Source organism: Mycobacterium sp. SVM_VP21 (assembly GCA_024758765.1).
Classification (GTDB): Bacteria; Actinomycetota; Actinomycetes; order Mycobacteriales; family Mycobacteriaceae; genus Mycobacterium; species Mycobacterium heraklionense_C.
This window is the reverse complement of record CP101406.1, coordinates 3,539,491-3,565,775: the sequence shown is the minus strand read 5'-3', so window position 1 is coordinate 3,565,775 and position 26,285 is coordinate 3,539,491. Positions and strand designations below refer to the sequence as shown.

Genomic DNA, 26,285 nt, shown 5'->3' with positions numbered 1-26,285 from the left:
TCGCTAGGCCGCTAGCTGACCGCGCGCTCCGCGCCGCGCTGCGCCTCGGCCGCCAGCACTTCGAGCTGCTCAAGCCGGGTCCTGGCGAAGGCCTGCTGCTCGGTGATGGTGAGCTGGCCGCGCCGGGTGCTCAAGAAGGTCACGTTCCACGACAGCAGAGTGCTGATCTTGTTCTTGAACCCGACCAGGTAGATCAGGTGCAGCCCCAGCCAGGCCAGCCAGGCGAGGAAGCCGCTGAACTCCAGCGGCCCGATCTTGGTGACCGCGGAGAACCGGGACACGGTGGCCATCGAGCCCTTGTCCAGGTACTGGAAGGGTTCCCGGTCGGCCGGGTCGGCGCCGCCGAGCTCGGCCTTGATGGTGCTCGCCGCGTGCTTGGCGCCCTGGATGGCGCCCTGCGCCATACCGGGGACACCGTCGACGGCGGCCATGTCGCCGACCACGAAGACGTTCGGGTGGCCCGGCACGGACAGGTCGGGCAAGACCTTGACCCGCCCGGCGCGGTCGAGTTCCACGTCAGACTGCTCGGCGAGATCGCGGCCCAGCGGGCTAGCCGACACACCGGCAGACCACACCTTGCACTGGGATTCGATCCGCCGGATCTTGCCGTCGGCGTCCTTGACGGTCAGGCCGTTGCGGTCGACGTCGGTGACCATGGCACCGAGCTGGATCTCCACGCCCATCTTCTGCAGCCGCTCAGCTGCTTTGGCGCCCAGCTTCTCGCCCATCGGCGGCAGCACGGCCGGGGCGGCGTCGAGCAGGATCACCCGTGCCCTGGTCGAGTCGATGTTGCGGAACGCGCCCTTGAGTGTGTAGTTGGCCAATTCGGCGATCTGCCCGGCCATTTCGACACCGGTGGGGCCTGCGCCGACCACGGTGAAGGTCAGCAGCTTCTCCCGCCGGGCTTCGTCTCGGGACCGCTCGGCCTGCTCGAAGGCGCTCAGGATGCGACCCCGAAGTTCCAGCGCGTCGTCGATGGTCTTCATGCCGGGTGCGAACTCGGCGAACTGGTCGTTGCCGAAGTAGGACTGCCCGGCGCCGGCCGCGATGATCAGGCTGTCGTACGGGGTGTCGTAGGTGTGCCCGAGTACCTCGGAGGTGACGAATTTGCCGGCCAGGTCGATGCGGGTGACGTCGCCGAGCAGCACCTGCGCGTTGCGCTGGTTGCGCAGCACGACGCGGGTGGACGGCGCGATCTCGCCCTCGGACAGGATGCCCGTCGCCACCTGGTACAGCAGCGGCTGGAACAGGTGGTGGGTGGTGCGGGCGATCAACTTGACGTCGACGTCGGCGCGCTTGAGCTTCTTTGCCGCGGTCAACCCACCGAATCCCGAGCCGATGATGACGACCTGGTGGCGTCGGCTCTGCTGCGCAGTGACTTCAGGCTGGGCGCTCATGGGAATCCGGTTGCTCCTCGACGGTGACTGCGTTCCCCCAATACGCTAGTCGACCTAAAAGGCGGTCACTGCATCCAGTGGTTGTGGGATTAGCCACTTCCGTCACAGTCAGCCGAAGCAGGCCAGCGCTCCGTGGCCGACGTGCAGCGTCTGGCCGGTGATGTGCCGGGCAGCCGGCGAGGTCAAAAACACTGCGAGGCGGGCGATTTCAGCGGCTCCGGTGGGCGGCACACGGGTCAGTCCGTCGTAGCCCGGGCGAGCGCCTTCGCCGGCGGCCACCACGTTGACGGTGATCCCTCGGGTGCCGAACGTAGTGGCCTGGCCGGCGGTCCAATTCGACAATGCGGCTTTGACTGCTGCGTCGGCACTGCCGTCGCGGGGGTTCTCCGGCAGCACCGAGATGATCGAGCCGCCCGAGCGCAGGTGGTCGCCGATGGTCCCGACGGTCAGCACGGCCGAGAGCACCGTGGCGTCGAGCGCGTTGCGCCAGGCGTTGGCCTGGTCGGCCAGCGAATAGCCGCGGGGGTCGCCGCCCTGCCAGCGCGGTGCCGGGACGTTGACGATGGTGTCGAGGTGGTGCGGAAACAACCCGCGGGCAGCCAGCATGCTTGCCGGGTCGGTGTTGTCGCAGACGACCGCATTGGCGTCGAGTTCTTTGGCGGCGACCTCGAGCTCGGGGCCCCGCAAACCGGCGAGCGTCACCTTGTGGCCAGCCTCGCTGAAACCCTCGGCAATGGTGCGACCCAATTCGGTGTCACCACCGGTGACCAGCACATCCATCGGTAGATCCTCCTCGTGTTCCGAGCTATGTTACTGGACGGTAGCCGGTTTGCGGGGATGGGGCGGAACTCGGCACAGACACGATCCGGCCACAGTCCGGCGTGCGCGCTAGGCTGCCAGACCATGGGGCGTACCCAGGCGGTCTACGGGGCTGTGGCGGTCATGCTGGCGACGGGAGTGGCCGGCTGTAGCTCTGAGCCGGCGTCCCCGAGGATCACGGTGTTCGCGGCGGCGTCGCTGCAGCCAGCGTTCACCGAGATCGCCGAGCAGTTCAAGACCGACAATCCCGGCGTCGCGGTGGCCTTCAACTTCGCCGGATCCTCGGACCTGGCCACCCAGCTGACACAGGGGGCGCGCGCCGACGTCTTCGCCTCGGCCAACACCGCCCAGATGGACAAGGTCGCGCAGGCCGGCCTGTTGGAAGCCGCGGCAGTGCCGTTTGCCACCAACACGCTGGTGATCGTGACGGCACCCGGCAATCCACACGGGGTACGGTCCTTCGCCGATCTGGCCGCACCCGGGCTCGCGGTGGTGGTGTGTCAGGCGCCGGTCCCGTGCGGCGCGGCGACCCACAAGGTCGAAGACGCCACCGGGGTTGCGGTGACACCGGTCAGCGAGGAGCCCGACGTCACCGACGTCCTCAACAAGGTCACCACCGGCCAGGCCGACGCCGGTGTGGTGTACCGCACCGATGCCCAGCACGCCGGAGACAAGGTGGCCACCATCGAGTTCCCCGAGGCTTCCGGCGCGGTCAACACCTACCCGATCGCGCTGCTGCAGGAAGCGCCTTCGCGCGGGCCGGCCCGCGCGTTCGTCGATCTGGTCACCGGCGAAGCGGGGCGCAAGGTGCTGCACGCAGCCGGTTTCGGTAAGCCCTGACCGGCCGTGGGCGGCCGGCCTGATGACCTGCCGGGCTGGGTCTATGTACCCGCCGCGATCGGCGCGGCGTTCGTGGTGCTGCCGCTGGTGGGGATCGCGACCAAAGTCGACTGGCCACATTTCTGGTCGCTGATCAGCAGTCCCGCAGCCACCACCGCGCTGCAACTGAGCCTGCGCACCGCCGCGGCCAGCACGGTGCTGTGTGTGGTGCTGGGAGTGCCGATGGCGCTGGTCCTGGCGCGAAGCCAGGCGCGGGTGGTGCGCCTGCTCCGGCCGTTGGTGTTGTTGCCGCTGGTGCTGCCGCCGGTGGTGGGCGGAATTGCGCTGCTGTATGCGTTCGGCCGGCTCGGATTGCTGGGCCGCTATTTGGAGGCCGCCGGCATCCATATCGCGTTCACCACGACCGCGGTGGTGCTGGCGCAGACCTTCGTGTCGTTGCCGTTTCTGGTGATCGCCCTGGAAGGCGCGGCGCGGACCGCCGGTGCCGACTACGAGAGGGTGGCGGCCACCCTGGGTGCCCGGCCGAACGCGGTGTGGTGGCGGGTCACGCTGCCGCTGTTGGTGCCGGGTCTGATCTCCGGGGCGGTCCTGGCATTCGCGCGGTCCCTCGGCGAGTTCGGGGCGACACTGACTTTTGCCGGCTCCCTGGAAGGCGTCACCCGGACGTTGCCGTTGGCTATCTATCTGCAGCGCGTGTCGGATGCTGACGCCGCGGCCGCGATGTCGCTGTTGCTGGTGGCTGTTGCCGCAGTGGTGGTGCTCGTCGTGGGTGTCCGACGACTGGGCAGCATCGGGTGAGCGCCCAAGCCGGCGGGCTCACGTTGCAGGCGCTTGTCGCCGAGCGTGGCCTCGACGTGCAGCTGAACGTCGAACCGGGTGAAGTGCTGGCGGTCCTGGGGCCCAACGGCGCCGGGAAGTCGACCTTGTTGCACGTGATCGCGGGGCTGCTGCAGCCCGACGAGGGCCTGGTCCGCGCGGGTGATCGGGTGCTGACCGACACCCGGGCCGGAGTGCAGGTGGCCACGTGCGAGCGCCGGGTGGGCCTGCTGCTGCAGGATCCGCTGTTGTTTCCGCACTTGAGCGTGGCGGCCAACGTCGCATTCGGATCGCATCACCGGCGTCGCTTCGACCTGCGCCGGGCGCGCACCCGAACCCTCGCGGCGCCGTGGCTGCGCGCGGTCGACGCGGAAGGGCTGGCCGAGCGTCGGCCGCGCCAACTCTCCGGCGGGCAGGCGCAGCGGGTCGCGATCGCCCGTGCCCTGGCCGCCGAACCGGAGGTGCTGTTGCTCGACGAGCCGTTGGCCGGGCTCGACGTGGGTGCGGCGTCTGCGGTGCGCACGGTGCTGCGCGACGCGCTTGGTGCGGCGGGGCGAACCACCGTGCTGGTCACCCACGACCTGCTCGACGTATTTGCATTGGCGGATCGGGTGTTGGTCCTCGAATCCGGGCGGATCGCCGAGATCGGCTGCGCCGCAGATGTATTGGCCGCGCCGCGGAGTCGCTTCGGGGCGCAGATCGCCGGAGTCAATCTGGTCGCGGGGGTGCTCGACTCCGCTGGCGTATTGCGTACCGGGTGGGGAGAACAGTGGCACGGCAGCACCGACGACGGCGCGGAACCGGGCCGGTCGGCGGTCGCGGTCAGCACACCGCGGGCGGTGGCGGTCTACCGGGAGCCGCCGCGCCATGGCAGTCCCCGCAATCTGCTTGAGGTGATCGTGGCTGAGCTCGATGTCCGCGGCGGCACGGTCCAGGTGCGCGGTGCGGACCAGCCCGACGGAGCGCCGGGACTGGCCGCGGACATCACCGCCGACGCGGCGGCGGAACTGCGTCTGGCGCCGGGGGAGACGGTCTGGTTCGGGGTCAAAGCCCAGGAAGTGACGCTGCGTGCGACACACCCCGGCACGGCGTAACTTGCGTACCGATGGCAACGCGGTAGGTTTTTCTGCCATGAAGCAGGTGGACCTGACATCCAGGGGAATTCGAGCGATGGCCGCGACCGCGGTCGCCGGTGCGTTGGCATTCGCCCTTGCGGCGCCGGTGTATGCGGACCCGGTGCCGCCGCCTCCTCCCGCGCCGCCGGCCAGCGCGGATGCCCCGCCGGCCGACCCGAACGCCCCGGCTCCGGCCGCCGAGCCCGCGCCACCCGAGGTGGGCCGTGTCGACGACGTCGCCGGCGGCTTCAGCTTCGTGCTGCCGGGCGGCTGGGTGCAGTCCGACACCAGTCACCTGGAGTACGGTTCGTCGCTGCTGAGCAAGAAGACCGGTGAGCCGATGCTGCCGGGTCAGCCGGCGCCGGTGGCCAACGACACCAGGATCGTGCTCGGCAAGCTCGACCAGCGGCTCTACGCCAGCGCTGAGGCCGACGACGCCAAGGCCGCCACCCGCCTCGGATCGGACATGGGCGAGTTCTTCATGCCCTACCCCGGCACCCGCGCCAACCAGGTGAACGCTCCGCTCAACGGGGGCGGGCTGACCGGTAGCGCGTCGTACTACGAGGTCAAGTTCACCGACCCGGCCAAGCCGGTCGGCCAGATCTGGAGTGGCGTGATCGGTGTACCGCCGGCCAGTGGTACCGGCCCGCAGACCGAACGGTGGTTCGTGGTGTGGCTGGGCACCGCCAACAACCCGGTCGACACCAACGCGGCCATCGCGTTGGCCGAGTCCATCCGGCCGCTGGGCGCGCCCCCCGCCGAAGCAGCGCCTGCCCCGGCGCCGGGCGTTCCGGGAATCCCGGCCCCTGCTCCGGCTCCGGCACCTGTTCCGGCACCTGCGCCGGCTCCCGCACCTGCTCCGGCGGCTTGATCCCCGGCTGACCTCCTCCGGTTGGCTCCGAAGCGGCGGCGGAGCCGCTAGCCTGGCGACATGACTGCGGATGTGCATGTGCTGGCGGCAACGGAGTTTCTCGCGGAGCGTTCGACGACGCTGACCAGCGTGGGGTGGATCGGTTACGTCATCATCGGTGCCATCGCTGGATGGCTCGCCGGAAAGATCGTCAACGGCGGTGCCTCCGGGATCCTGGTCAACATGGTCACCGGGGTATGTGGCGCACTGCTCGGCGGGTTCCTGCTGAGTTTCAAATTCGACACCGCGTCCGGCGGTTGGTGGTTCACCCTGTTCACCGCAACCCTGGGATCGGTCCTGCTGTTGTGGCTGCTGCGCCTGGTGCGCAAAGGCTGACCGGCTTGCTCTAACGCGCGCAGAATGTTGGCATGGGCGCGGACCCGGGTGTTGGCATGAGTATGAGTGCTTGGCGAGTTCAACGTCCCGGCCCGATAGCCACCCGACCACTGGAACGCGTCCATACCGCGGTGCCGCGACCGCAGCCGTCGGAACTGCTGCTTGCTGTGCAGGCCTGCGGCGTGTGCCGTACCGACCTGCATGTTGCCGAAGGCGATCTTCCGGTGCACCGGCCCGGTGTGATTCCCGGCCATGAGGTGGTCGGCGAAGTCGTCGAGGTCGGCGCCGACGCCGGTGACGAGTTCGCGGTGGGGGACCGGGTGGGTATCGCCTGGTTACGACACACCTGCGGCACCTGCCGCTATTGCCGCAGGGGCGACGAGAACCTCTGCCCGCAGTCGCGCTACACCGGCTGGGATGACGACGGCGGCTATGCCGAATTCGCCACTGTGCCCGCAGCTTTCGCACTGCGCCTGCCCGACGGCTACAGCGACACCGAGTTGGCGCCGTTGTTGTGCGCGGGCATCATCGGCTACCGGTCCCTGCAGCGCGCGGACCTGCCCCCGGGAGGGCGGCTGGGGATCTACGGATTCGGCGGCAGCGCGCACATCACCGCGCAGGTCGCCCTTGCCAGCGGCGCCGAGGTACATGTGATGACCCGCGGTGAACAAGCGCGCGAACTGGCCCTGGAACTGGGCGTTGCCTCGGCCCAGGGTGCCGCCGATCCGCCACCGGTGCCGCTGGACTCCGCGATCCTGTTCGCCCCGGTCGGCGAGCTGGTGCTGCCCGCTTGCCAGGCGCTGGATGCAGGCGGAACCCTGGCCATAGCCGGCATCCATCTCAGCGACATCCCACCGCTGAATTACCAGCGCCACCTGTTCCGTGAGCGTCAGATCCGGTCGGTCACGTCCAACACCCGCGCGGATGCCCACACCTTCCTCGACTTCGCGGCAGCGCACCACATCGACGTGACGACGCCGGTATACGCCCTGGGTGACGCCGACCAGGCGCTCATGGACTTAGGCGCGGGCCGGATCGCAGGTGCGGCGGTGCTGCTGGTCTGAACCGCGCGGCTTCAGCCAGTCACCTGCCACACGAGCGCAGCCGCCAGCGCGCCGACCCCGTTGAGTGACCAGTGCAGCGCGATAGGCGCGATCAGGCTGCCGCTGCGTCGCCGCAGCCAGCTGAACACGAAGCCCGCGGCCCCGGTGGCCAGCACCGCGAGTGTCACGCCGGCCAGCATGCCGAAGAATCCGCCCCCGAGAACACGGGTGAAACCGACGTTGCTGCTGGTCAGACCAAGCGATGTCGCGACGTGCCACAGGCCGAACAGCAAGGAGCCGGCCGCGGCCACCCCGCGAAACCCCCACGCTCGGTGCAGTGCGCCGTGCAGCGCGCCGCGGAACGCCAACTCCTCGGGGATCACGGTCTGCAGCGGGATGACGACCATCGATGCCACCAGCGCACCGGAGACCGTGGCGTAGTGGTTGTTCAAGAACATCGGCCGGGTCACGGGCAGCATCACGCCGATCGCGATCACCGACACCACGACCACTACCGCGGCCAGTGCGTAGCCGAAACCGGCTTTCCAATGCGCGCGGCCCAGGCCGAGCTCGCTCCAGGTCAGGCCGTTATAGCGGACCAGGGCGATCAAGCCGATCGCGGTGGCCGGGACGGTGGCGACCGCAGCCCACGGGGTGGTGAAGTGGGCGATCAGATTGGCGAGCGCCAGCACCACCACGACCACGGCGACGTCGACGAAGGCGCGAAAGTGATTCAACGCCGAGAGTTGCGACACCAATGGGTGCCGCCCCCAGGGCATCGCGAATTCGTGGCCAGACATTGGACCGAATTCTACCCGCGGTCCCGGCTTGGGGGCCGTGCCTCGTTGGGCGCCTACTGCTCGCCGAACTTGGGGCCGTGGGTCTCACACAGCACGCGCGCCGGGTTGCCGGTGGCGGTGTTCTCGCTGACCACCTTGCCGTTGACGGTGACCGTGCAGGTCAAGGCCCCGGGACCGGCGCTCTGCGCGCTCAGCGAGTACGAGGACGGACTGGCTGCGTTCGTCATCGAACCGGTCAGCTGAATGGACCACGGCAGCGGGGCGTTGGTGGCGTGCGCCTGGCCGTTCTGGCCTTGATAAGTGATGTAGCTGGCGACCCCGGTACCGGTGAGGTCGTAGCGAACCGGCACCTTGGTGTGGTCCGGCGTCGCGCCGGCCGACCCGGCACCAGCAATGGTGGCCGACGCGACGAGGGCGCCGAGCAGCAACGACATCGCCTTGCGGGGCATCCGGACCGGTGCGCGGTGAGCAGTCATGGCCGTCACCTTATCTCGCCGCTGTTCGGCTCTGCGCCCGATCGCCAGGTCCAGTTGGTGATCCCGGGATCGTCCTCTCCGTGCTCGCGGGTGTAGAGCCGCGCGGCCATCCGCGCATCGACCATCTGCTGGCGCAGTACCGCGTGCCGACCGCCCAATCCCGGCACCCGGTCGATCACGTCCATCACCAAGTGGAAACGGTCCAGATCGTTGAGCATCACCATGTCGAACGGTGTTGTTGTGGTGCCGCGTTCGCGGTAGCCGCGCACGTGCATCTGGTCATGGTTCGCCCGCGAGTAGGTCAGTCGGTGGATCAACCAGGGGTAGCCGTGGTAGGCGAAGATCACCGGCTTGTCGCGGGTGAACAACGCATCGAATTCGGTGTCCGGCAACCCGTGCGGATGCTCGGTCGTCGGTTGGAGACGCATGATGTCCACGACATTCACCACACGCACGGCGAGGTCGGGCAGTTCGGCGCGCAGGATGTCGGCGGCGGCCAGTGTTTCCAGCGTAGGAACATCCCCGGCGCAGGCGAGCACCACGTCCGGCTCCCCGGTGGTGGTACCGGCCCACTCCCAGATACCCAGACCCCGGGTGCAGTGCGCCACCGCCGCCGGCATATCGAGGTAGGCCAGCGCCGGCTGCTTGCCGGCGACGATCACGTTGACGTAATCGCGGCTGCGCAGGCAGTGATCGGCCACCGACAGCAGCGTGTTGGCGTCCGGCGGCAGGTAGACCCGCACTACCTCGGGCCGTTTGTTGGCCACCAGATCGATGAAGCCGGGATCCTGGTGTGACGCCCCGTTGTGGTCCTGGCGCCAGACGTGGGAGGTCAACAGATAGTTCAGTGAGGCGATCGGTTGGCGCCACGGGAGTTCGCGGCTGACGGCCAGCCATTTGGCGTGCTGGTTGAACATCGAGTCGACGATGTGCACGAACGCTTCGTAGCAGTTGAACAGTCCGTGCCGACCGGTCAGCAGATAGCCCTCCAGCCAGCCTTGGCACAGGTGCTCGGAAAGCACTTCCAGGACTCGCCCGTCCGGGGCCAGGTGATCGTCACCGGGGAGGGTCTCCGACAACCAGACCCGGTCGGTGGTGTCGAACACCGCCGAGAGCCGGTTGGAGGCGGTCTCGTCGGGACCCATCAACCGGAACCGGTCGCGGTTGCGGTTGATGACGTCGCTCAGGAACGTGCCGAGCACCCGAGTGGCCTCGTGCACCTCGGTAGCGGGCCGGGCCACCGGTACCGCGTAGTCGCGAAAGTCCGGCAGGTCCAGATCGCGGAGCAGCTGCCCTCCGTTGGCATGCGGGTTGGCGCTCATCCGGCGGTCCCCGCGCGGCGCCAGCGCCGCCAGCTCGGGCAGTAGGCGTCCGGAGGAGTCGAACAGCTCCGCTGGGCGGTAGCTGCGCAGCCATTGCTCCAGTTGGCGGCGGTGCCCGGGGTCGGTACGGGTCTGCGCGAGCGGCACCTGATGTGCCCGCCAGGTCCCTTCCACCTGTTGTCCGTCGACCACCTTCGGCCCGGTCCAGCCCTTCGGGGTGCGCAGCACGATCATCGGCCATACCGGCCGCATCGACGAGCCCTTGGTGCGTGCGGCGTGCTGGATCGCCGCGATGTCGTCGAACGCGTCATCGAGTGCGGCGGCGAGCAGCTGGTGTACGACGGCGGGGTCGTCGCCGGCGACGGTGATCGGCCGGTACCCGTAACCGCGTAGCAACGACTCCAATTCCTGCTGCGGAATACGAGCCAGCACAGTGGGATTGGCGATCTTGTAGCCGTTGAGATGCAGAATCGGCAGCACCGCGCCGTCCACGGCGGGGTTGAGAAACTTGTTCGAGTGCCAGCTGGCCGCCAGTGGTCCGGTCTCGGCCTCGCCGTCGCCGATCACGCAGGCGACCACCAGCTCGGGGTTGTCGAAGGCCGCACCGAAGGCATGCACCAGCGCGTAGCCGAGCTCGCCGCCCTCATGGATGGAGCCCGGCGTCTCGGCTGCCACATGGCTGGGGATACCGCCGGGAAAAGAGAACTGCCGGAACAACTTCCGCAGCCCGTCGACGTTCTCGCCGATGCCCGTGTACACCTCGCTGTAGGTGCCCTCGAGATAGGCATTGGCGACCAGCGCCGGACCGCCGTGGCCGGGTCCGGTGACGAAGATGACGTCGGCGTCGCGGTCGCGGATGATCCGATTGAGATGCAGATAGAGCAGATTGAGCCCTGGGGTGGTGCCCCAGTGCCCGAGCAGTCGGGGCTTGACGTGCTCGGCTCGCAGCGGTTCGGCCAGCAGGGGATTGTCCAGCAGATAGATCTGGCCTACGGAGAGATAGTTGGCGGCCCGCCAGTAGGCATCAAGGCGGGCCAGTTCATCGTCGGAGAGTGTGGGCTTAGGTGGAGTCGCGTTGGCTGCTCTCACCTTTTCCATTGTCGCGTCCAACTCCGAACGCGGCAACCGATTCACTACCCTGACTGCGTGCTGCTGAAATCGGTTCGTGTGCTCGATCTGGCTGGCGGCGACGCCGACGCGGTCACCCGGTTGCTCGCCGACCTGGGCGCCGACGTGCTCAAGGTGGAGCCCCCGGGGGGAAGTCCGGCGCGGGCCGCGGCTCCGCTGCTGGGCGGTCTGAGCATCGCGTTTGCGCTGCACAACGCGAACAAGCGCAGCATCACCTTGGACGCCGCCGAGGAGCGGGATCGCCGCCGCTTCGACGACTTGGCTGGTACCGCCGATATCGTGGTGGACAGCGGCCTGCCGGGATGCGCCGCGGAATTCGGGACTTCCTGCGCTGAACTGGCCGATCGATTCGCTCACCTGGTGACGATGTCGGTCACCGATTTCGGGACGAGCGGTCCGCGCGCGCAGTGGCAGGCCACCGACGCGGTGCTCTACGCACTCTCCGGCGCCCTGTCCCGGTCGGGCCCCACCACCGGGAGCCCGGTACTGCCGCCGGAGGGGATCGCCTCGGCGACCGCGGCGGTGCAGGCCGCCTGGGCAGTGCTGGTCGCCTATTTCAACCGGTTGCGCTGCGGAATCGGAGATTACATCGACTTTTCCCGGTTCGACGCGGTGGTCACCGTGCTGGACCCGATATTCGGCGCGCACGGCCAGGTCGCCGCGGCCCAACGCGCATCGAGCCGGTGGCGTGGGAGACCCCGCAACCAGGACGCCTACCCGATCTACGCCTGCCGCGACGGCTACGTCCGGCTTTGCGTCATGTCCCCGAGGCAGTGGCGCGCACTGTGGAGCTGGCTGGGGGAGCCGGCTCAGTACGCCGATCCCAAGTTCGGCGTGATCGGCGAGCGGTTCGCTGTCTGGCCGCAGATCAGTGCCCTGATCCGTGAACTGTTCGCCGGCCAGGACATGGCGGATCTGGTCACTGCCGGGCAATCTCGCGGTGTCCCCATCGCCGCGGTCGGCGATCCGGCGCAGGTACTGGCCGAGGAGCACTTCGTGGTCGCGCAAGCGGTCACCCAGACCGAGCTGGCCCCGGGGCTGTCCGCGGTGATCCCGACCGGCTACTACGTGGTCGACGACCAGCGAGCGGGTTTTCGGACCCCGGCCCCGAGCGTCGGCGAGGCAGCAGCCGGATGGCTGGCCGAACCGTTGACGGAGCCGACGGTGCGCGGTGCGGTCGGCGCCCGGCCGTTCGAGGATCTACGGATCGTGGACCTGGGGGTGATCGTTGCCGGCGGGGAAGCCAGCCGGCTCTTCGGCGACCTGGGCGCCGAGATCATCAAAGTGGAGAGCGCGGCCTACCCCGACGGGCTGAGGCAGGCCCGCCCCGGGTCGGCGATGAGCGAGTCGTTCGCTTGGACGCACCGCAACAACTCCGGACTCGGCCTGGAGCTGCGCAGCCCGGCCGGTAAGGAGATCTTCACTCGTCTGGTCGGCGCGGCGGACGCGGTGTTCGCCAACTTCAAGCCGGGAACACTTGCCGCCCTGGGCTTTTCCTATGATGTCCTGCGCGAGATCAATCCGCGGATCGTCCTCGCCGAGAGCAGCGCCTTCGGAGAATCCGGCCCGTGGAGTGACCGAATGGGGTACGGCCCGCTGGTCCGCGCCACCACCGGGGTCACCGCGCTGTGGACGGCCCCTGAGGGGTCCAGCGACCCAGAGCGCCATCCGTTCTACGACGCGACCACCGTCTTCCCCGACCATGTGGTTGCGCGGGTCGCCGCGATCGGGGCGCTGGCGGCGCTGATCGGGCGCCGGCGCACTGCCGCCGGCAGTCACGTCCACGTGTCGCAGGCCGAGACCGCCGTCAACCAACTTGACACCAGCTACGTGGCCCGCGCGGCGGGCTCGCCGGTCCAGCCGGACACCGCGGTGGATCTGGTCTGTCCGTGCGCCGGCGATGACGAATGGTGTGTGATCTCGATCCGGGATGACACCGATATGCGTGCTGTCGCTGCGGCTTTCGGCGATGAAGTATTGGCCGACGAGCCACGCTTTGGCACCGGACCCGAACGCACCGCTCACCGTGCGGAGCTGGCCGCGGCGTTAGGTCGCCACACCATGGACTACACCCCGGCTGGGGTAGCCGAACTGCTGCAGGGACGCGGCGTGGCCGCCGCGTCGATGAACCGCCCACCCGATGTCGCCGACGACCCCCAGCTGGCCCATCGCGCGGTGTTCGCGCCCATGACCCACCCACTGATCGAGCACCCGCTGCCAGCAGAAACCGGACCCGCCCCCTTCCGCAACATCCCGGTGGCACCGCAGCGGCCCGCACCGCTGCCCGGTCAGGACACTCGGGAGATCTGCCGCTGTCTGCTCGGACTCGACGACGGCGAGACCGAGAAGCTGATCGCCGAGGGTGTGCTGTTCGCCACGGATTAGTCTGTGCGCGCGGCACTTCCGCGATCCCGGCCTGCAGCAAGGGCCGGGTCGCTCACCTCGCTGGGCGCGACCTCGCTGTAGTGGCGGGCGAATACGTCTCCTGGAACTGGCCACTGGTCGCCCTGGCCGCCCTTGACCACCCAATCACCGTCGGCCGCCACGGTAGGGCCCTCAAGAGTATTGATCGTTTCACCAGGTTCCGCCGTCCGAGCGAGAACGGTTCCCCGCCGTTGCCATCGATGTCCGCTGATGTGCTGGTAGCTGGACTGGAAAATTTCGTCCCGCACCGACCAGCTCGCGCCGTCTTCCTGGACCAGCCAGTCGCCGGCGTCGGCCTGCATCGTGGCTCCCGACGGGGAAGCCCAGGTCCAGCGTGACTCCCGCCGTTCGGCGATGACGGTCCCCACCCGGGTGTAAGGCCGCCACACCGGGCGGGACCGATAGCCGAGCTGGCGGAGACTCCACAGTGTGTTCGCTACGCCCAGCAGGACCTCGTCGAGCAGGCGCGGGTCGGCTTCGATAGCCGACCAATCGAGAAGTTTGTCGTGGACCCGGCGCTTGTCGTCTCGCTTCGGACCGAATTTCCAGTCATTGTGGCGGTAGTAGCGGCACCAGTCCGCGTGTTCGGCGCGGGCCATCGCCATCGCCGACTCATGGTCGAAACCCATCCGGTCGAGCTGTTCGAGTGGTGGCAAGCCCGCCATGTCACGCTCGGCCAGTGGGGCCGGGGCGTTGCCCCAGGTGTTCCAGGTGTGACCGGCGATCTGTTCGACCATCCACAAGGCGTTGCGGACCTGCCGCCGGTTGGACCCGCGGTAGAACTCATCGAGTTCGTTCCACGGCAACCGCGAGGGAAGCGGCTGGCGCTGTGGCCCGAGGGTGGCCAGGTAGCGCTCATGAATGAGGCTGGCGGCCCGTTCCCAGGCGTCGGGTGCTTGCCCGTCCGGCAACTCCAGCATCAGACGGTAGGTGTGCAACCGGCCCACGATCGGCAGCGGGTTGGTGCTGACCCGGCTGTCGGGATCCCAGCTGTACACCGGCATGGTGGGAAAGCGCGCCGCCAGTCGGCTTCCGGTCGTGGCGGCGCCTCGGGGGCCACGGATCCAGTCATCGACGAATATTGTGGCGCTGGTCGCGGCATCGCCGGCGTGAATGAGTTGCTCCAAGGTCGGTACCGTCGGTGCGTTCGGAATCACCTCGATGGTCGGCCCGGTGGCAATGAGTCCGATCTGTTGACGGTGGAATTCGTGGTCGCTTCGGCATTCGTCGGCGTCCTCGCTCACCAGTGTGAACGCCGGCAACGATGTCTCGGCGGGGCCGCTGTAATAGTCGCGCTCCAATTTGCGTCGGGTCAGGTCGGCGCAGAGTGCTAGCGTCAACTGCGAAGTGCCACAAATGAATACCCGACGAATGGTTTTGGCGGCGATGACGTTGTCGAGGAGCCAGCGCGCGGTTGTCTCGTATCTGCCGATGGTGCCCACGGCCCAGCGTGCATCGGCCCCACCGAACTGCTGGGCTCGCCAGGCTTCGGCTTGCCACGGGTCGTCGACCCGCACTACCAGGGGCAGCCGTCGTTTGGGTCCGCCGGCGCGCATCAGCGCGGCGGTGATCGTATCCAGCCAGAGACGGTTGTTGGATGGGTCAGCCGAGAGCAAGTACAACCGCTCAAGGCGCCGCCACAGCGGAAGGGCTTCCAGCGCCGAGGGCGTATTGAGGTCTACCGACACCACGCGGGCGCGGTGGGCGCGGGCGCCCTGTGTGCCGCGTTCGTCGGCGGCGTCGACGACGACGACGAGAGTGTCGCGGCGGTTCAGCGTCCGTGCTATTCCGCCGATCATCGTGCGGGAGTCGTCGTCGACACCGATCACCGCGGTGACCGACGAGGCGTGATTGGCCTGCAGCCGGTCCACCTGCGACCGGAAAAGCGCGAGTGCGACGCCGGAGAGGCCGGTGAAGATCGCCCCGAGCGCCGCAAGCTTCGCCACGATCAGGGCCGTCGGGGTAGTGCTTGGGCACACCTGTCCGCCGAGCGTCGGGTCTGTCATACCGCCCTTGAGTAGCGCCGCCGTCCAGATCAGCGGTTGAAAGATCGGCGGTTGGGCGTCATCGTGGCAGTCCCAGAAGGAACTGAGGCCGAGCACAGCGCTGGTGGTGGCGAGACCGGCCACCACCGCGGCGGGCATATTTCCGGACCAGGCGTCACCGTGGGCCCGTAAGCTCAGCGCGCACAGCGTGATCAGCACCAGGACGATGATGGCGATCGTGGGCCATGACCCGGGGCGGCCGTACCAGCTCAGCCACCCTGGCAACCCGTCGCCGGTGTCAGGCCACCGCGCAAGCACGCACAGCCACGCGATCAGAACGGCCAGGAAGGCCAGCCCCAGTCGGGTGAGACGGCGCGGGGACACCAGCGAGCGCATCCACCCCGCTGCCAGAGCGTACGTGCACTTATTCGGAATGAAAATCACCAATCTGACTCTTAGTATTGTACGGCGGAGTTTACTGGGTAACGTTAATCTCTAGTTGATTTTTGCGGAGGCAACGGTGCTTTTCGTGAGTCACGCCAGCCAGGACAGGTCGGCGATCGACGGCTTGCTGGCGGTCTTGCGGCGCACTCGTCAAGAAGTGTGGCTCGATGATGAGCTGGGCGGCGGCGAGGCGTGGTGGCAAGCCATCCTCGAAAAGATCCGCGGGTGCGACGTATTCATCGTCGCCCTGTCGAACACCTCGCTGGCGTCCAAACCTTGTCTTGCCGAACTGCGATACGCCCAAGCCCTGTACCGGCCGATCCTTCCCGTTCAGATCGGTCCGGTAGACAGTGTTCGGGTTACCCCGCTTGCCGCAACGCAGATCGTCGACTACCGAAACCCTACTTCGGATACCGAGATCCGGCTGATCGAAGCGCTTCAGAAGCGAACAGCGCAGTGCGGTCCACTACCAGCGACGCTTCCCGAGGAACCGGAGGTGCCGTTCGCCTATTTGATGAGGCTGGCCACCGTTCTCGCCAGCCCGGAGCTCAGTCATTACGAACAGGCTGGCCTGGTCTCGGAACTGAGAAACAAACTGGACGAGGACTGCGCCGATCTGGCCGCGCATCGCGACATCGTTCGGTTGCTCTATTTGTTGCGCGACCGGCCGGATGTCACCTGGCGTACGCGCAGCGATGTCGACAACTTGCTGAGTGCCTGCGATGCCAACCTCTCGACATCCGTCGGTCTGGCCACCGTGCCCTTCACCCGCCCCCAACCGGTCGGCTTGCCACCGGATGCGGGCTCCACGGTGGACCGATCGCCGAGTATCGCCCCTGCGATGGAGCATTCGCCGTCGAGTGCGCAGGTCGTGGAGACATCGCCGTCGGGCATGCTCTCCGTCGTCGAGCCACCGGCCGGGCGAGCTCGACCGGTTGTCATTGCCGCTAGAGCCTCCGACGCAGCCGAATCACGGGGGAGACGACACGGCCGCAGCAGGTGGCTCTTTGCCTGCGGTGCCGGCGTCGCGGTGGTGGCCACGATCGTGGTCGCGGTGCTGCGCAGCCAGGCGGAACCGCAAGGGCCCAGCATTGCATTACTCGATGACAACGTCCTCGACGCCATCATGGGCGCCGACGGAATGGCGACCGCCGAAAGCGGTATCCACCGGGCTAAGCACACCAGCGGCATGATTGAGGTGTCACCCCCGGAGTGCGCGAGTGTGCTTTATCCAGGACTGGACCGAACCTATCGGGACAGTGGCGGAGGCCAGGTGACGTGGCGGGTATCCGAGGATCGCGGTGGTATGGCCCGCGCCGGCATCGACGGCAATATGTTCGTCGACCAAGATGTGGCGGTATTCCCGGAAAACAGCGACCGCGCACTGGCGTTCGTCCGGGCCTCGGCAATCCCGTGGAAGGCCTGCGCCGGACAGACCGTGAGCGTGACCTACCGCGGAACAGAAACGTACACCTGGAAGGTCGGCGATGTAGCCGGGGACGCCCCGAAGATTGCCCAGTCATTCACCCTCGCCAGCGACAATGGTTACGCGTGCCAACGTGTGTTGCGGCTGGTCTCCAACATGGTCCTCGATATCAAGGCCTGCGGAGACCATGTCGACGATGAAGCCAACAAGATCGCCGGAAGGTTGGCAGCTGCCGTGACAGATATCCCTCCTTTCTAGCGCGGCCCCGGGAACCGAACGGTTGATCGCCGACGGCGTGCTGTTCGCCGGCGGTTCAGCGAGCCTCGACGGAGGAGAGGCGAAGCTGGGACCGCCGCATGAACCCGCCGATTAGTGTTACGTCCATGCCCGTTGACCCCCGGACACCGGTGCTGATCGGCTACGGCCAGGTGAACCACCGCGACGACACCGACGCGACAGAACCCGTCGATCTGATGGTGGCGGCGGCACGCCACGCCGCCCACGACCGGGTGCTGCGCGCGGTGGACTCGATTCGGGTGGTGAACCTGTTCTCGGCGCGTTACCGCGATCCGGGCGCGCTGCTCGGCCAACGGATCGGCGCTGAGCGCCCCGCCACCCGTTACAGTCCGGTGGGCGGCAATGTGCCGCAGTCCCTGGTGAATCAAGCCTGTCTGGATATCCGCGACGGCCGCGCTGGCGTGGTGCTGGTGGCCGGCGGTGAAACCTGGCGCACCCGGACCCGGCTGCGACGCGCCGGCGGCAAACTGGCCTGGACGCAACAGGACGACACGGTCCCGATGGCCCAATGCGAGGGCGAAGACGTGCCGATGGCCGGCCCGGCCGAAGAGCGCATCGGATTGGACCGACCCGCCTACGTCTACCCGATGTTCGAACAGGCGCTGCGCATCGCCGCGGGGGAGACCGTCGAGGAACATCGACGGCGCATCGGTGAACTGTGGTCGCGGTTCAACGCGGTCGCCGTCGACAACCCGCACGCCTGGATCCGTCAACCCGTTGGCGCCGAAGAGATTTGGCAGCCGAGCCCGAAGAACCGCATGATCAGCTGGCCCTACACCAAGTTGATGAACTCCAACAACATGGTCGATCAAGCGGCCGCGCTGGTGCTGACCTCGGTGCAGCGCGCCACCGAGCTGCGGGTGCCGGCTGAGAACTGGGTGTTTCCGCACGCCGGCGCCGACGCCCACGACACCTATGCGATCGCCAACCGCGCCGAACTGCACCGATCGCCGGCGATCCGGATCGCCGGGGCCCGCGCGTGCGAGTTGGCCGGTATCGGCGATATCGCCGAGATCGATCACGTCGACTTGTACTCGTGCTTCCCGTCCGCGGTGCAGGTTGCGGCAGCAGAACTCGGGCTGCCTACCGATAGCCCCGGCCGACCGCTGACTGTGACCGGCGGGCTCACCTTCGCCGGTGGCCCGTGGAACAACTACGTGACGCACTCGATTGCCACCCTGGCCGAACTGCTGGTGGCCAATCCCGGACGGCGAGGCTTGATCACCGCCAATGGCGGCTACCTGACCAAGCACAGTTTCGGGGTGTACGGCACTGAACCGCCGCCGTCCGGCTTCCGGTGGGAGGACGTGCAACCGGCGGTGGATGCTCAAGCCACCCTGCCGGCGCTGGTGCAGTGGCAGGGGACGGGTGCGGTGGAGTCCTGGACGACGCCGTTCGACCGCGACGGGCAACCGCTGCAGGCGTTCCTGGCGGTCCGCACCCCCGACGGGTCACGAACTCTGGCGGTGATCCGGGATCCGGGTGCTGCCGAGGTGACCGTGCGCGAGGACATCGCCGGTGCGGCGGTCGACGTGCACGATGACGGCACCGCGACGCTGCAGTAGTCCCGACGCCGGGCGGCTAGCCCGTCAGCTCGCCCAGCGGTACCTGCGGGTCGGTCAGTCGGTCCGGGTCGACCGGGGCCCGCGCGCTGATCAGGGCCTTGATGTCGTCGAGGCCCTCCCAGATGTTGACATTCATCCCGGCCAGCACCCGATTGTCATCACCGAGCCAGAAGCTGGTGTATTCGCGGCCGGCGGGTTCACCGCGAAACACCACACGGGCGTAGTGCGGTGCGTAGCCGACATATTCCATCCCGAGGTCGTACTGATCGGTGAAAAAGTACGGCAGGTCGGTGTATTCGGCGGACTCGCCGAGCATGCCCGCCACGGCGACCGCCGGCTGCTTGAGGGCGTTGGCCCAGTGCTCGGTGCGGATCCGGGTGCCGAACAACCGATGCTGCGCGGCGGCGATGTCGCCGACGGCGAAGATGTCGGGGTCGCTGCTGCGCAGGCCCGCGTCCACCAGCACACCGCCGTCACCGGTGGAAAGGCCGGCCTGTTGCGCCAATTCGATATTGGGCTGGGCGCCGACCGCGACCAGCACTGCGTCCGCGCTGACCTGCGAGCCGTCGCCCAACCGCAGGCCGGTAGCTACACCGTCGTCGGTGGTGATCTCTGCGACGGTCGCCCCCGTGCGCAGCTCGACACCGTGCTCGCAGTGCAGATCGGCGAAAACCGCGGCGTTCTCCGCGCCCAGGGCGGCCAGCAGCGGCAAGGCGGCACTCTCCACCACGGTGACGCTGACGCCACGCTGGCGTGCACCGGCGGCCACCTCCATGCCGATCCAGCCCGCACCCACCACCGCCAGCGATTCAGCGGTGGTCAATGCGGAATCCAGCGTGGCCGCGTCTTCGATCGTGCGCAGATAGTGCACGCTGGGGACGTCGGAGCCTGGGATCGGCAGCCGCCGTGAGCGCGAACCGGTGGCCAACAGCAGCTTGTCGTAGCCGAGCCGGGTGCCATCGGCCAGTGCGACGGTGTGACCGGACGGGTCCAACTCCGCCACGGCGGTCCCCAGCCGCAGGTCGATGTCGTGCTCGCGATACCAGTCCTGGGTCTGCACGGTGAAGTCGTCGAGGGTCTTTTTGCCCGCCAGGAACTCTTTCGACAGCGGAGGGCGCTCGTAGGGCAGCTGCCGCTCCTCACCGACAACCACGACTGCACCGTCGAAGTTCTTGTCGACGAGAGCCTCTGCTGCCTTGGCTGCCGCCAGCCCGGCACCGACGATCACGAACGTGGCCCGTGCAGACACGTGTACTCCTTTGCTCGTCAGTCGGACAGTCGCTCGCGGATGTCGGCGTCGACGGAGTAGCGGACCAGGGCCGCGGCGAGCTCGGCATTGCGTCCTTGGGAGAGCGCGCCGAGTTCGTTTGCGTCGCTGGGCAGCCCGAGGTCGCGTGCGGCGTCCAATGCACGGTCGTCGAAAGTGGAGCGGGCCCAGGGCCAGACGTCTTGGACTTCGCGGAGAAAGATGCTCGCGCCGACTTCACCGATTCCTTTGAACTCCTGCAGCGCCGCGGCGGCCGCCTCGACATCGCGCCCGCTTCGTTCGGCCAGCATCCGAAGGTCGCCGCCGTAGTTCTCCCGCGCCGCCTCGGCGAGTTCGACCAGCATGGTCGCCGAACTCTCGTCGTAGCGGCGGTAGTGAGCCCGGCCCAAGGCATCGATCACGGTCTGGCGATCTGCCTCGAGGACTTTGTGCGGCGTGCGCAATCCAGTCTTGAACAGTTCGCGGGCCGCGTGCGCCGCGACGGCGGAGTCGATGGGCTTGCTGGCCAGCATGCACAGCATCAGCAGCTGAAACAGCGGCATCGGTTGGTTGCGCAACCGAATGCCGGCCTCCTGGGCATAGGTGGTACCGGCGCGCCGCAGCAGCCGACGTACCAGTTCCTTATGGCTATACACAGCAGCGCGAATACCCGCTTCGGCCGCAGCACAAACCCGGCGTCAGGCCGGAAGGTTCCGACCCGTTACCGGCGCGGCACCAGTCGTTGCAACTGGGTGACATGCTGCGGCGTCAGCTCGGCCAGTTCGCCGACCCCGAGCAACCGCATGGTGCGCCGGATCTGCTCGGCGAGGATGTCGATCACGCGGTCCACCCCGGCCTGGCCACCGGCCATCAGCCCGTAGAGGTACGCCCGCCCGATCAGAGTGCAGCGGGCACCCAGTGCGATCGCCGCGACGATGTCGGCGCCGGACATGATGCCGGTGTCCAGCAGGATCTCGGTGTCGGCTCCTACCTCGCGCGCCACTTCGGGCAACAGCTGGAACGGTACCGGCGCTCGATCGAGCTGGCGGCCGCCGTGGTTGGACAGCACGATGCCGTCCGCACCCCGATCGACCACCGCGCGGGCGTCGGCGAGGCTCTGAATGCCTTTGACGACGAATCGGCCCGGCCATTGGGACTTGACCCAGGCCAGGTCGTCGAAGGTCAGGCTCGGGTCGAACATGGTGTCCATGTACTGCGCGACGGTGCCCGACCAGCGGTCCAGCGATGCGAAGGACAGGGGTTCGGTGGTGAGCAGGTCGAACCACCAGGCCGGATGCATCGCGGCATCGGCGATCGTGCGCAGCGTCAGCGCCGGTGGGATGGACATGCCGTTGCGGGAGTCGCGTCGCCGCGCTCCGGCGACCGGACAGTCGACGGTCGCCAGCAGGGTGTCGTAGCCGGCTTCGGCGGCGCGGCGCAGCAGCGCCATCGACCGGTCGCGGTCATGCCACATGTAGAGCTGAAACCAGCGGCGGGCCCCGGGGGCGGCCGCCGCGACATCTTCGATCGAGGCGGTGCCCAAGGTCGACAGCGCGAACGGGATACCGGCGGCTTCGGCGGCGCGGGCGCCGGCCAGCTCGCCCGCGGTGTGCATCAGCCGCGTGAAGCCGGTCGGTGCGATCGCGAACGGCAACGCCACCGGCGCGCCGAGCACCTCGCGGCTGGTGTCGACAGTTGAGACGTCGCGCAGGATGGCCGGATGAAACTCAATGTCCCGGAAGGCCTGTCGGGCTCGTTCCAGCGAGATCTCGTCTTCGGCGGCGCCGTCGGTGTAGTCGAAGGCGGCTCGGGGGGTGCGCCGTTTGGCGAGCAGACGCAGGTCTTCGACGGTCAATGCGGTCTCAAGCCGGCGCGCGGTGCGGTTCAACCGTGGCCTGCGGAGACGGATCAGTGGCGCAAGTTCACCGATCCTGGGAACCCGCCGTTGCGTCGCCGACATCGCTGACTCCTTTCCTGCTGCTCGTCGAACTGTGCCACGGTTGAGGACCCGGTGACGCTGGACCGACTGGCGTGGCTGGCTCAAGAGTGAGGATTACCGATTTTGGTGGCGGGCCCTAAACAGCGCCTTCAAGTCCGCTTCGAATTCCGCTGCCGGCCCGTCGACCACCGCGTGCGGGGCGACTGCGGTGATCGGCAGCGGGGCCACCGGGGCCGCCGGCACCCGCAGCTCGCGCAGCCATTCGGTCAGTTGCGCCGCCGACGAGGCGTAGACGATCCGGCCCAATCCGACCCAGGCGTGTGCCGCGGCGCACATCGCGCAGTGTTCGCCGGAGGTGTAGACGGTGGCCTGGATACGTTGCGCTGGAATGAGATTGGCCACTGCCCACTGGGCGATGGTCAACTCCGGATGGCGGGTGGCATCGCCGTCGCCGGCGCGGTTGCGGTCCTCGAAGAGCACCGTGCCGTCGGCATCGACCAACAGTGAACCGAACGGGTCGTCGCCGTGCGCCACGGCCTCGCCAGCCAATTCGACGCAGCGGGCCAGATAGCCACGGTCGGCATCGCTGAGCGTCACGGGATCAAAGTCTACGGCGCGCGCCGGGGATCGCCCGGCGCGCGCCGATAGGGACAGGACCGCCTCGGAACGCCTAAGTAGCGTTCGGGTCGGCGCTGGCGGCGAAGACCGCCTGCGCCACCCCGGCCACAATCGAAGCGACCTTGAGAGCTTCCAGAACCGCTTCGCGGCCGACGCCCGCCTCCCGGACGACCTGCTCGTGGGAGGCAACGCAGGCCTGGCAACCGTTGATTGCCGAGACAGCGAAGCTCCACAGCTCGAAGTTGGCCTTGTCGACCCCCGGGTTGCCGATGATGTTCATCCGCAACCCGGGCCGCAGGTCGTCATAGCTGCCGTCCAGGAAGTGCCGACCACGGTAGAACACGTTGTTCATGCCCATGATCGATGCGGCGCCCAGGGCGGCCTGATAGGCCTCCGCCGACAGGTTGTCGGCGGCCTCGGCCCCGATCTCGGCCAGCACCGTGGCGTTGCGAGTGGCCGCGGCACTGGCCAACAGGCTGCCCCAGAGCTGCTCTTCGTTCAGGACCGTGGTGCGGGCGATCGAACCCAGGTTGAGCTTGAGGTCCTTGGCGTACTCCGGGATCGCGTTCTTGAGGTTCTCAATACTCATTGGCGCTGTTCCTCCTCATCCTGGCGCTCGACATCACCGCGAGCGCGATTCATCCGGCTGCGATCTACAGCGATTCTTTGAGCAGCTCGCCGACGTTCAGGGTCGCCTCGCCCTTCTTCCAGTTGCAGGCGCACAGCTCGTCGGACTGCAGTGCGTCAAGCACCCGCAGCACCTCGTCAACGTTGCGGCCCACCGATCCCGCCGTCACCGAGACGAACTGAATCTCGTTGTTGGGGTCGATGATGAAGGTGGCCCGGTCGGCGACGCCGTCGGCGTTGAGCACCCCGGTCGCAGTCACCAGTTCGCGGTTGAGGTCCGAGAGCATCGGGAACGGCAGCGTCTTGAGGTCCTCGTGCTGGGCGCGCCAGTTGTAGTGCACGAACTCGTTGTCGGTCGAGGCGCCGAGAATCTGGGCGTCGCGGTCGGCGAACTCGTCGTTCAGCTTGCCGAACGCCGCGATCTCGGTGGGGCAGATGAAGGTGAAGTCCTTGGGCCAGAAGAACACCACGCGCCACTTGCCGGCGTAGTCATCGCTGGTGATGGTGGTGAAGAAGTCGTCGGGCCCGCTCGCGTCGACCTTCGACAGGTCGCCCGGGATCAAGGCGGTGAGCCGGTAGGACGGGAACTGCTCGCCGATAGTCAACAGTGCCATGACACTCCTTGTGATGTGAGATTTCTGCATTGGGGGCGCGTTCGACGCCCGCACGCTCCATCGTGCCCTATCCGAATTAAAAATAAAAGGTGATGCCACGCACTATAATTATCGGCATGACCGATGCAAGCTATCAGCCGACGCTCGCCGGCCTGCGGGCATTCACCGCCGTGGCCGAGAAGCACCACTTCAGCCTGGCGGCGGCCGGGCTGGGCCTAAGCCAGTCGACACTGTCGCAGGCCTTGTCGTCGCTGGAGGCCGGGTTGGGGGTCCAACTGATCGAGCGCTCCACTCGGCGGGTCTTCCTGACCGCCGAGGGCCAGCAGTTGCTGCCCTACGCCCACGCAGTATTGGATGCGGCGGCGCAGTTCTCGGCGGCCGCCGCCGGGGTGGCCGACCCGCTGCAGGGTGCCATGCGGCTCGGCCTGATCCCGACGGTGGCGCCGTATGTATTGCCCGCCGTGCTGGCCGGATTGTCCGAAGAACTGCCGGACCTGAATCTGCGCGTGATCGAAGACCAGACCGAACGGCTGCTCACCGGACTGCGGGAGGGCGCGGTCGACGCGGCCGTGATGGCGTTGCCGGCTGAGGTAGCCGGGCTGACCGAAATACCGATCTACGAAGAGGATTTCGTGTTGGCACTGCCGCCCGGCCATGCGCTGGCCGGCAAGCGCCGGGTACCGCCGACCGCGCTGGCGGACCTACCGTTGCTGCTGCTCGACGAGGGGCACTGCCTGCGTGATCAGACGCTGGAGATCTGCCGTAACGCAGGAGTGCGGGCGGAGTTGGCCACCACCCGCGCCGCATCGCTGGCCACCGCTGTTCAGTGCGTCAACGGTGGGCTGGGGGTGACGTTGATTCCGCAGACCGCGGTGGCGGTCGAAGCGGAGCGCAACGGGCTGGCATTGGCCTACTTCGCGTCGCCCCAGCCTGGCCGGCGGATCGGGCTGGTGTTTCGCGCCTCCAGTGGACGTGACGAGTCCTATCGGCGGCTGGCGGGCATCATCGGCCGCGTCGTCGCCGCGGGCCACCAGGTCGAGCTGGTCTGAGTAGCGTCGCGGTCGCGGGTCGGTGGGCGGCGTTTAGGCTGCACGGGTGATCCTGACGATCGAAGACGAGAACCGGGTTCGGACTCTCACGCTGAATCGCCCCGATGCGCTCAACGCGTTCAACGAGGCGCTCTACGACGCCACGACCGAGGCGTTGCTCGCCGCGGCCGACGACCCCGAGGTCGCGGTCGTCCTGATCACCGGGGCCGGGCGGGCGTTCAGCGCCGGCACCGACCTGGCCGAGATGCAGGCCATGGTGACCGACCCGGATTTCGTACCCGGCAAACACGGCTTCCGCGGCCTTATCGCCGCGCTGGGGCGCTTCCCGAAGCCGCTGATCTGCGCGGTCAACGGGCTCGGCCTGGGGATCGGAACGACGATCCTGGGCTTCGCCGACCTGGCGTTCATGTCGTCGACTGCCAGGTTGAAGTGTCCGTTCACCTCCCTGGGGGTGGCCCCGGAGGCGGCCTCGTCTTATCTGCTTCCGCGATTGATGGGACGGCAGAACGCGGCCTGGCTCTTGATGTCCTCGGAGTGGATCACCGCCGACGAGGCGCTGCGGATGGGCTTGGTCTTCGCGGTCTGCGAGCCCGACGGGCTCCTGGGCGAGGCGCGTCGGCATGCGGAAGTTCTTGCATCCCGGCCTATTTCGAGCCTGATGGCGGTCAAGAGTGCGATGGTCGAGCCGACGAGGGCAGAGACCCTGGCTGCGGTCGAGCGGGAGAACGCGTTCTTTGCCGAACTCTTGGGCGGCCAAGCCAATGCCGATGCGCTGGCCGAATTCACCGGCCGGCGAGGCGGCGAATCAGTGTGATCCGACGGGGCTGATGTCCAGCGTGAGATGCCGCAGAGCACCGTTGTCGGCGGTGCGGGGCGCCGCAGCCAGGGTGGCCTCGATGATTCCGCGAACGGTGCAGCGGCACCGGCCGCAGTCGCCCCCCGCGCCGCACATCGCGGCAACCTCTTTCGACGTCGACGCCCCGGCGGCGACGGCGTCGGACACCATCTGATTGGTGGCTCCGGCACACAGGCATACGTACATGCGATAC

General features: G+C 67.9%; 24 protein-coding genes. 11 read left to right on the top strand and 13 right to left on the bottom strand.

The genetic code is table 11. The features are described 5' to 3' along the window. Positions 1 to 11: 11 nt before the first annotated feature. Entirely contained in the window at positions 12 to 1,397 is a 1,386-nt protein-coding gene (locus tag NM962_16705; GenBank protein ID UVO11578.1) for an NAD(P)/FAD-dependent oxidoreductase, read from the bottom strand. 108 nt (positions 1,398 to 1,505) lie between these two features. After that, complete coding sequence (locus tag NM962_16700) at positions 1,506 to 2,177, bottom strand: SDR family oxidoreductase (protein ID UVO11577.1); 672 nt, start codon at positions 2,175 to 2,177, stop codon at positions 1,506 to 1,508. 123 nt (positions 2,178 to 2,300) lie between these two features. Between NM962_16700 and modA the strand changes: the two genes are divergently transcribed. The 6 genes from modA (at position 2,301) to NM962_16670 (ending at position 7,297) form a co-directional block, all read left to right on the top strand. After that, complete coding sequence (gene modA, locus NM962_16695; protein UVO11576.1) at positions 2,301 to 3,056, top strand: molybdate ABC transporter substrate-binding protein; 756 nt, start codon at positions 2,301 to 2,303, stop codon at positions 3,054 to 3,056. Positions 3,057 to 3,062: 6 nt separating this feature from the next. Then, on the top strand, positions 3,063 to 3,854 hold the full coding sequence (locus tag NM962_16690) for an ABC transporter permease (GenBank protein UVO11575.1): 792 nt from the start codon (positions 3,063 to 3,065) through the stop codon (positions 3,852 to 3,854). Beyond that, positions 3,851 to 4,966: an ATP-binding cassette domain-containing protein gene (locus tag NM962_16685; GenBank protein UVO11574.1), complete on the top strand. Its 1,116-nt coding sequence runs from the start codon at positions 3,851 to 3,853 to the stop codon at positions 4,964 to 4,966. Before NM962_16690 ends, NM962_16685 begins: the two co-directional genes overlap by 4 nt. A 76-nt stretch (positions 4,967 to 5,042) precedes the next feature. Next, a complete protein-coding gene (locus NM962_16680; protein UVO14786.1) occupies positions 5,043 to 5,858 on the top strand; it encodes an alanine and proline-rich secreted protein Apa in 816 nt (271 codons plus the stop codon). A gap of 72 nt (positions 5,859 to 5,930) precedes the next feature. Continuing rightward, positions 5,931 to 6,233 carry a GlsB/YeaQ/YmgE family stress response membrane protein gene (locus NM962_16675; protein ID UVO14785.1) on the top strand — a complete coding sequence of 101 codons (303 nt, stop codon included), beginning with the start codon at positions 5,931 to 5,933 and terminating at the stop codon, positions 6,231 to 6,233. A 56-nt stretch (positions 6,234 to 6,289) separates the two neighbouring features. Next, complete coding sequence (locus NM962_16670; protein ID UVO11573.1) at positions 6,290 to 7,297, top strand: zinc-binding alcohol dehydrogenase family protein; 1,008 nt, start codon at positions 6,290 to 6,292, stop codon at positions 7,295 to 7,297. Between the two features lie 11 nt (positions 7,298 to 7,308). Here the strand turns inward: NM962_16670 and NM962_16665 are convergent, their stop codons facing one another. Genes NM962_16665 through NM962_16655 form a run of 3 tightly spaced genes read right to left on the bottom strand, consistent with a single transcriptional unit; the run spans position 7,309 to position 10,963 of the window. Next, positions 7,309 to 8,076 (bottom strand): CPBP family intramembrane metalloprotease, encoded by a 768-nt coding sequence (locus tag NM962_16665; GenBank protein UVO11572.1) that lies wholly within the window; start codon positions 8,074 to 8,076, stop codon positions 7,309 to 7,311. 53 nt (positions 8,077 to 8,129) lie between these two features. Then, on the bottom strand, positions 8,130 to 8,552 hold the full coding sequence (locus NM962_16660) for an MmpS family protein (protein UVO11571.1): 423 nt from the start codon (positions 8,550 to 8,552) through the stop codon (positions 8,130 to 8,132). Positions 8,553 to 8,557: 5 nt separating this feature from the next. After that, positions 8,558 to 10,963 (bottom strand): phosphoketolase family protein, encoded by a 2,406-nt coding sequence (locus NM962_16655; GenBank protein ID UVO11570.1) that lies wholly within the window; start codon positions 10,961 to 10,963, stop codon positions 8,558 to 8,560. A gap of 39 nt (positions 10,964 to 11,002) precedes the next feature. Between NM962_16655 and NM962_16650 the strand changes: the two genes are divergently transcribed. Next, positions 11,003 to 13,387, top strand: coding sequence for a CoA transferase (locus NM962_16650; GenBank protein ID UVO14784.1), 2,385 nt, complete (start codon positions 11,003 to 11,005; stop codon positions 13,385 to 13,387). Here the strand turns inward: NM962_16650 and NM962_16645 are convergent. Beyond that, positions 13,384 to 15,795, bottom strand: a complete 2,412-nt coding sequence (locus NM962_16645; protein ID UVO11569.1) for a hypothetical protein — start codon at positions 15,793 to 15,795, stop codon at positions 13,384 to 13,386. The two genes, NM962_16650 and NM962_16645, sit on opposite strands and share 4 nt — an antisense overlap. Before the next feature lie 115 nt (positions 15,796 to 15,910). Here NM962_16645 and NM962_16640 point away from each other — a divergent pair, with 115 nt between their 5' ends. Both NM962_16640 and NM962_16635 read left to right on the top strand, forming a co-directional pair. Then, a complete protein-coding gene (locus tag NM962_16640) occupies positions 15,911 to 17,539 on the top strand; it encodes a sensor domain-containing protein (GenBank protein UVO11568.1) in 1,629 nt (542 codons plus the stop codon). 125 nt (positions 17,540 to 17,664) lie between these two features. Continuing rightward, a complete protein-coding gene (locus tag NM962_16635; GenBank protein UVO11567.1) occupies positions 17,665 to 19,143 on the top strand; it encodes an acetyl-CoA acetyltransferase in 1,479 nt (492 codons plus the stop codon). 16 nt (positions 19,144 to 19,159) lie between these two features. Here NM962_16635 and NM962_16630 read toward each other — a convergent pair whose 3' ends face one another. The 6 genes from NM962_16630 to NM962_16605 all read right to left on the bottom strand — a co-directional run bounded on the left by NM962_16630 (position 19,160) and on the right by NM962_16605 (position 24,187). Beyond that, positions 19,160 to 20,392 (bottom strand): FAD-dependent oxidoreductase, encoded by a 1,233-nt coding sequence (locus NM962_16630; GenBank protein UVO11566.1) that lies wholly within the window; start codon positions 20,390 to 20,392, stop codon positions 19,160 to 19,162. 17 nt (positions 20,393 to 20,409) lie between these two features. Beyond that, positions 20,410 to 21,045: an endonuclease gene (locus NM962_16625; protein ID UVO11565.1), complete on the bottom strand. Its 636-nt coding sequence runs from the start codon at positions 21,043 to 21,045 to the stop codon at positions 20,410 to 20,412. A 65-nt stretch (positions 21,046 to 21,110) separates the two neighbouring features. Then, positions 21,111 to 22,349 carry an alpha-hydroxy-acid oxidizing protein gene (locus tag NM962_16620; protein ID UVO11564.1) on the bottom strand — a complete coding sequence of 413 codons (1,239 nt, stop codon included), beginning with the start codon at positions 22,347 to 22,349 and terminating at the stop codon, positions 21,111 to 21,113. Between the two features lie 93 nt (positions 22,350 to 22,442). After that, complete coding sequence (locus NM962_16615; GenBank protein UVO11563.1) at positions 22,443 to 22,925, bottom strand: deaminase; 483 nt, start codon at positions 22,923 to 22,925, stop codon at positions 22,443 to 22,445. A gap of 73 nt (positions 22,926 to 22,998) precedes the next feature. Further along, positions 22,999 to 23,535 (bottom strand): alkyl hydroperoxide reductase, encoded by a 537-nt coding sequence (locus NM962_16610; GenBank protein ID UVO11562.1) that lies wholly within the window; start codon positions 23,533 to 23,535, stop codon positions 22,999 to 23,001. Between the two features lie 64 nt (positions 23,536 to 23,599). Next, positions 23,600 to 24,187 (bottom strand): peroxiredoxin, encoded by a 588-nt coding sequence (locus NM962_16605; GenBank protein UVO11561.1) that lies wholly within the window; start codon positions 24,185 to 24,187, stop codon positions 23,600 to 23,602. A 116-nt stretch (positions 24,188 to 24,303) separates the two neighbouring features. Here NM962_16605 and NM962_16600 point away from each other — a divergent pair, with 116 nt between their 5' ends. Together NM962_16600 and NM962_16595 are read left to right on the top strand one after the other, a co-directional pair. Beyond that, positions 24,304 to 25,236, top strand: coding sequence for a hydrogen peroxide-inducible genes activator (locus tag NM962_16600; GenBank protein ID UVO11560.1), 933 nt, complete (start codon positions 24,304 to 24,306; stop codon positions 25,234 to 25,236). Between the two features lie 46 nt (positions 25,237 to 25,282). Next, on the top strand, positions 25,283 to 26,050 hold the full coding sequence (locus tag NM962_16595; protein UVO11559.1) for an enoyl-CoA hydratase-related protein: 768 nt from the start codon (positions 25,283 to 25,285) through the stop codon (positions 26,048 to 26,050). Here NM962_16595 and NM962_16590 read toward each other — a convergent pair. Continuing rightward, positions 26,042 to 26,278, bottom strand: coding sequence for a (2Fe-2S)-binding protein (locus NM962_16590; protein ID UVO11558.1), 237 nt, complete (start codon positions 26,276 to 26,278; stop codon positions 26,042 to 26,044). The genes NM962_16595 and NM962_16590 overlap by 9 nt on opposite strands. Between the last annotated feature and the right edge of the window lie 7 nt (positions 26,279 to 26,285).

Bases quoted from the DNA above. Each gene is read 5' to 3' on its own strand.
- NM962_16665 (UVO11572.1), bottom strand. From the start codon at position 8,076: ATGTCTGGCCACGAATTCGCGATGCCCTGGGGGCGGCACCCATTGGTG.
- NM962_16590 (UVO11558.1), bottom strand. From the start codon at position 26,278: ATGTACGTATGCCTGTGTGCCGGAGCCACCAATCAGATGGTGTCCGAC.
- NM962_16620 (UVO11564.1), bottom strand. From the start codon at position 22,349: ATGTCGGCGACGCAACGGCGGGTTCCCAGGATCGGTGAACTTGCGCCA.
- NM962_16610 (UVO11562.1), bottom strand. From the start codon at position 23,535: ATGAGTATTGAGAACCTCAAGAACGCGATCCCGGAGTACGCCAAGGAC.
- NM962_16660 (UVO11571.1), bottom strand. From the start codon at position 8,552: ATGACTGCTCACCGCGCACCGGTCCGGATGCCCCGCAAGGCGATGTCG.
- NM962_16680 (UVO14786.1), top strand. From the start codon at position 5,043: ATGGCCGCGACCGCGGTCGCCGGTGCGTTGGCATTCGCCCTTGCGGCG.
- NM962_16605 (UVO11561.1), bottom strand. From the start codon at position 24,187: ATGGCACTGTTGACTATCGGCGAGCAGTTCCCGTCCTACCGGCTCACC.
- NM962_16705 (UVO11578.1), bottom strand. From the start codon at position 1,397: ATGAGCGCCCAGCCTGAAGTCACTGCGCAGCAGAGCCGACGCCACCAG.
- NM962_16670 (UVO11573.1), top strand. From the start codon at position 6,290: ATGAGTATGAGTGCTTGGCGAGTTCAACGTCCCGGCCCGATAGCCACC.
- modA (UVO11576.1), top strand. From the start codon at position 2,301: ATGGGGCGTACCCAGGCGGTCTACGGGGCTGTGGCGGTCATGCTGGCG.
- NM962_16635 (UVO11567.1), top strand. From the start codon at position 17,665: ATGCCCGTTGACCCCCGGACACCGGTGCTGATCGGCTACGGCCAGGTG.
- NM962_16700 (UVO11577.1), bottom strand. From the start codon at position 2,177: ATGGATGTGCTGGTCACCGGTGGTGACACCGAATTGGGTCGCACCATT.
- NM962_16600 (UVO11560.1), top strand. From the start codon at position 24,304: ATGACCGATGCAAGCTATCAGCCGACGCTCGCCGGCCTGCGGGCATTC.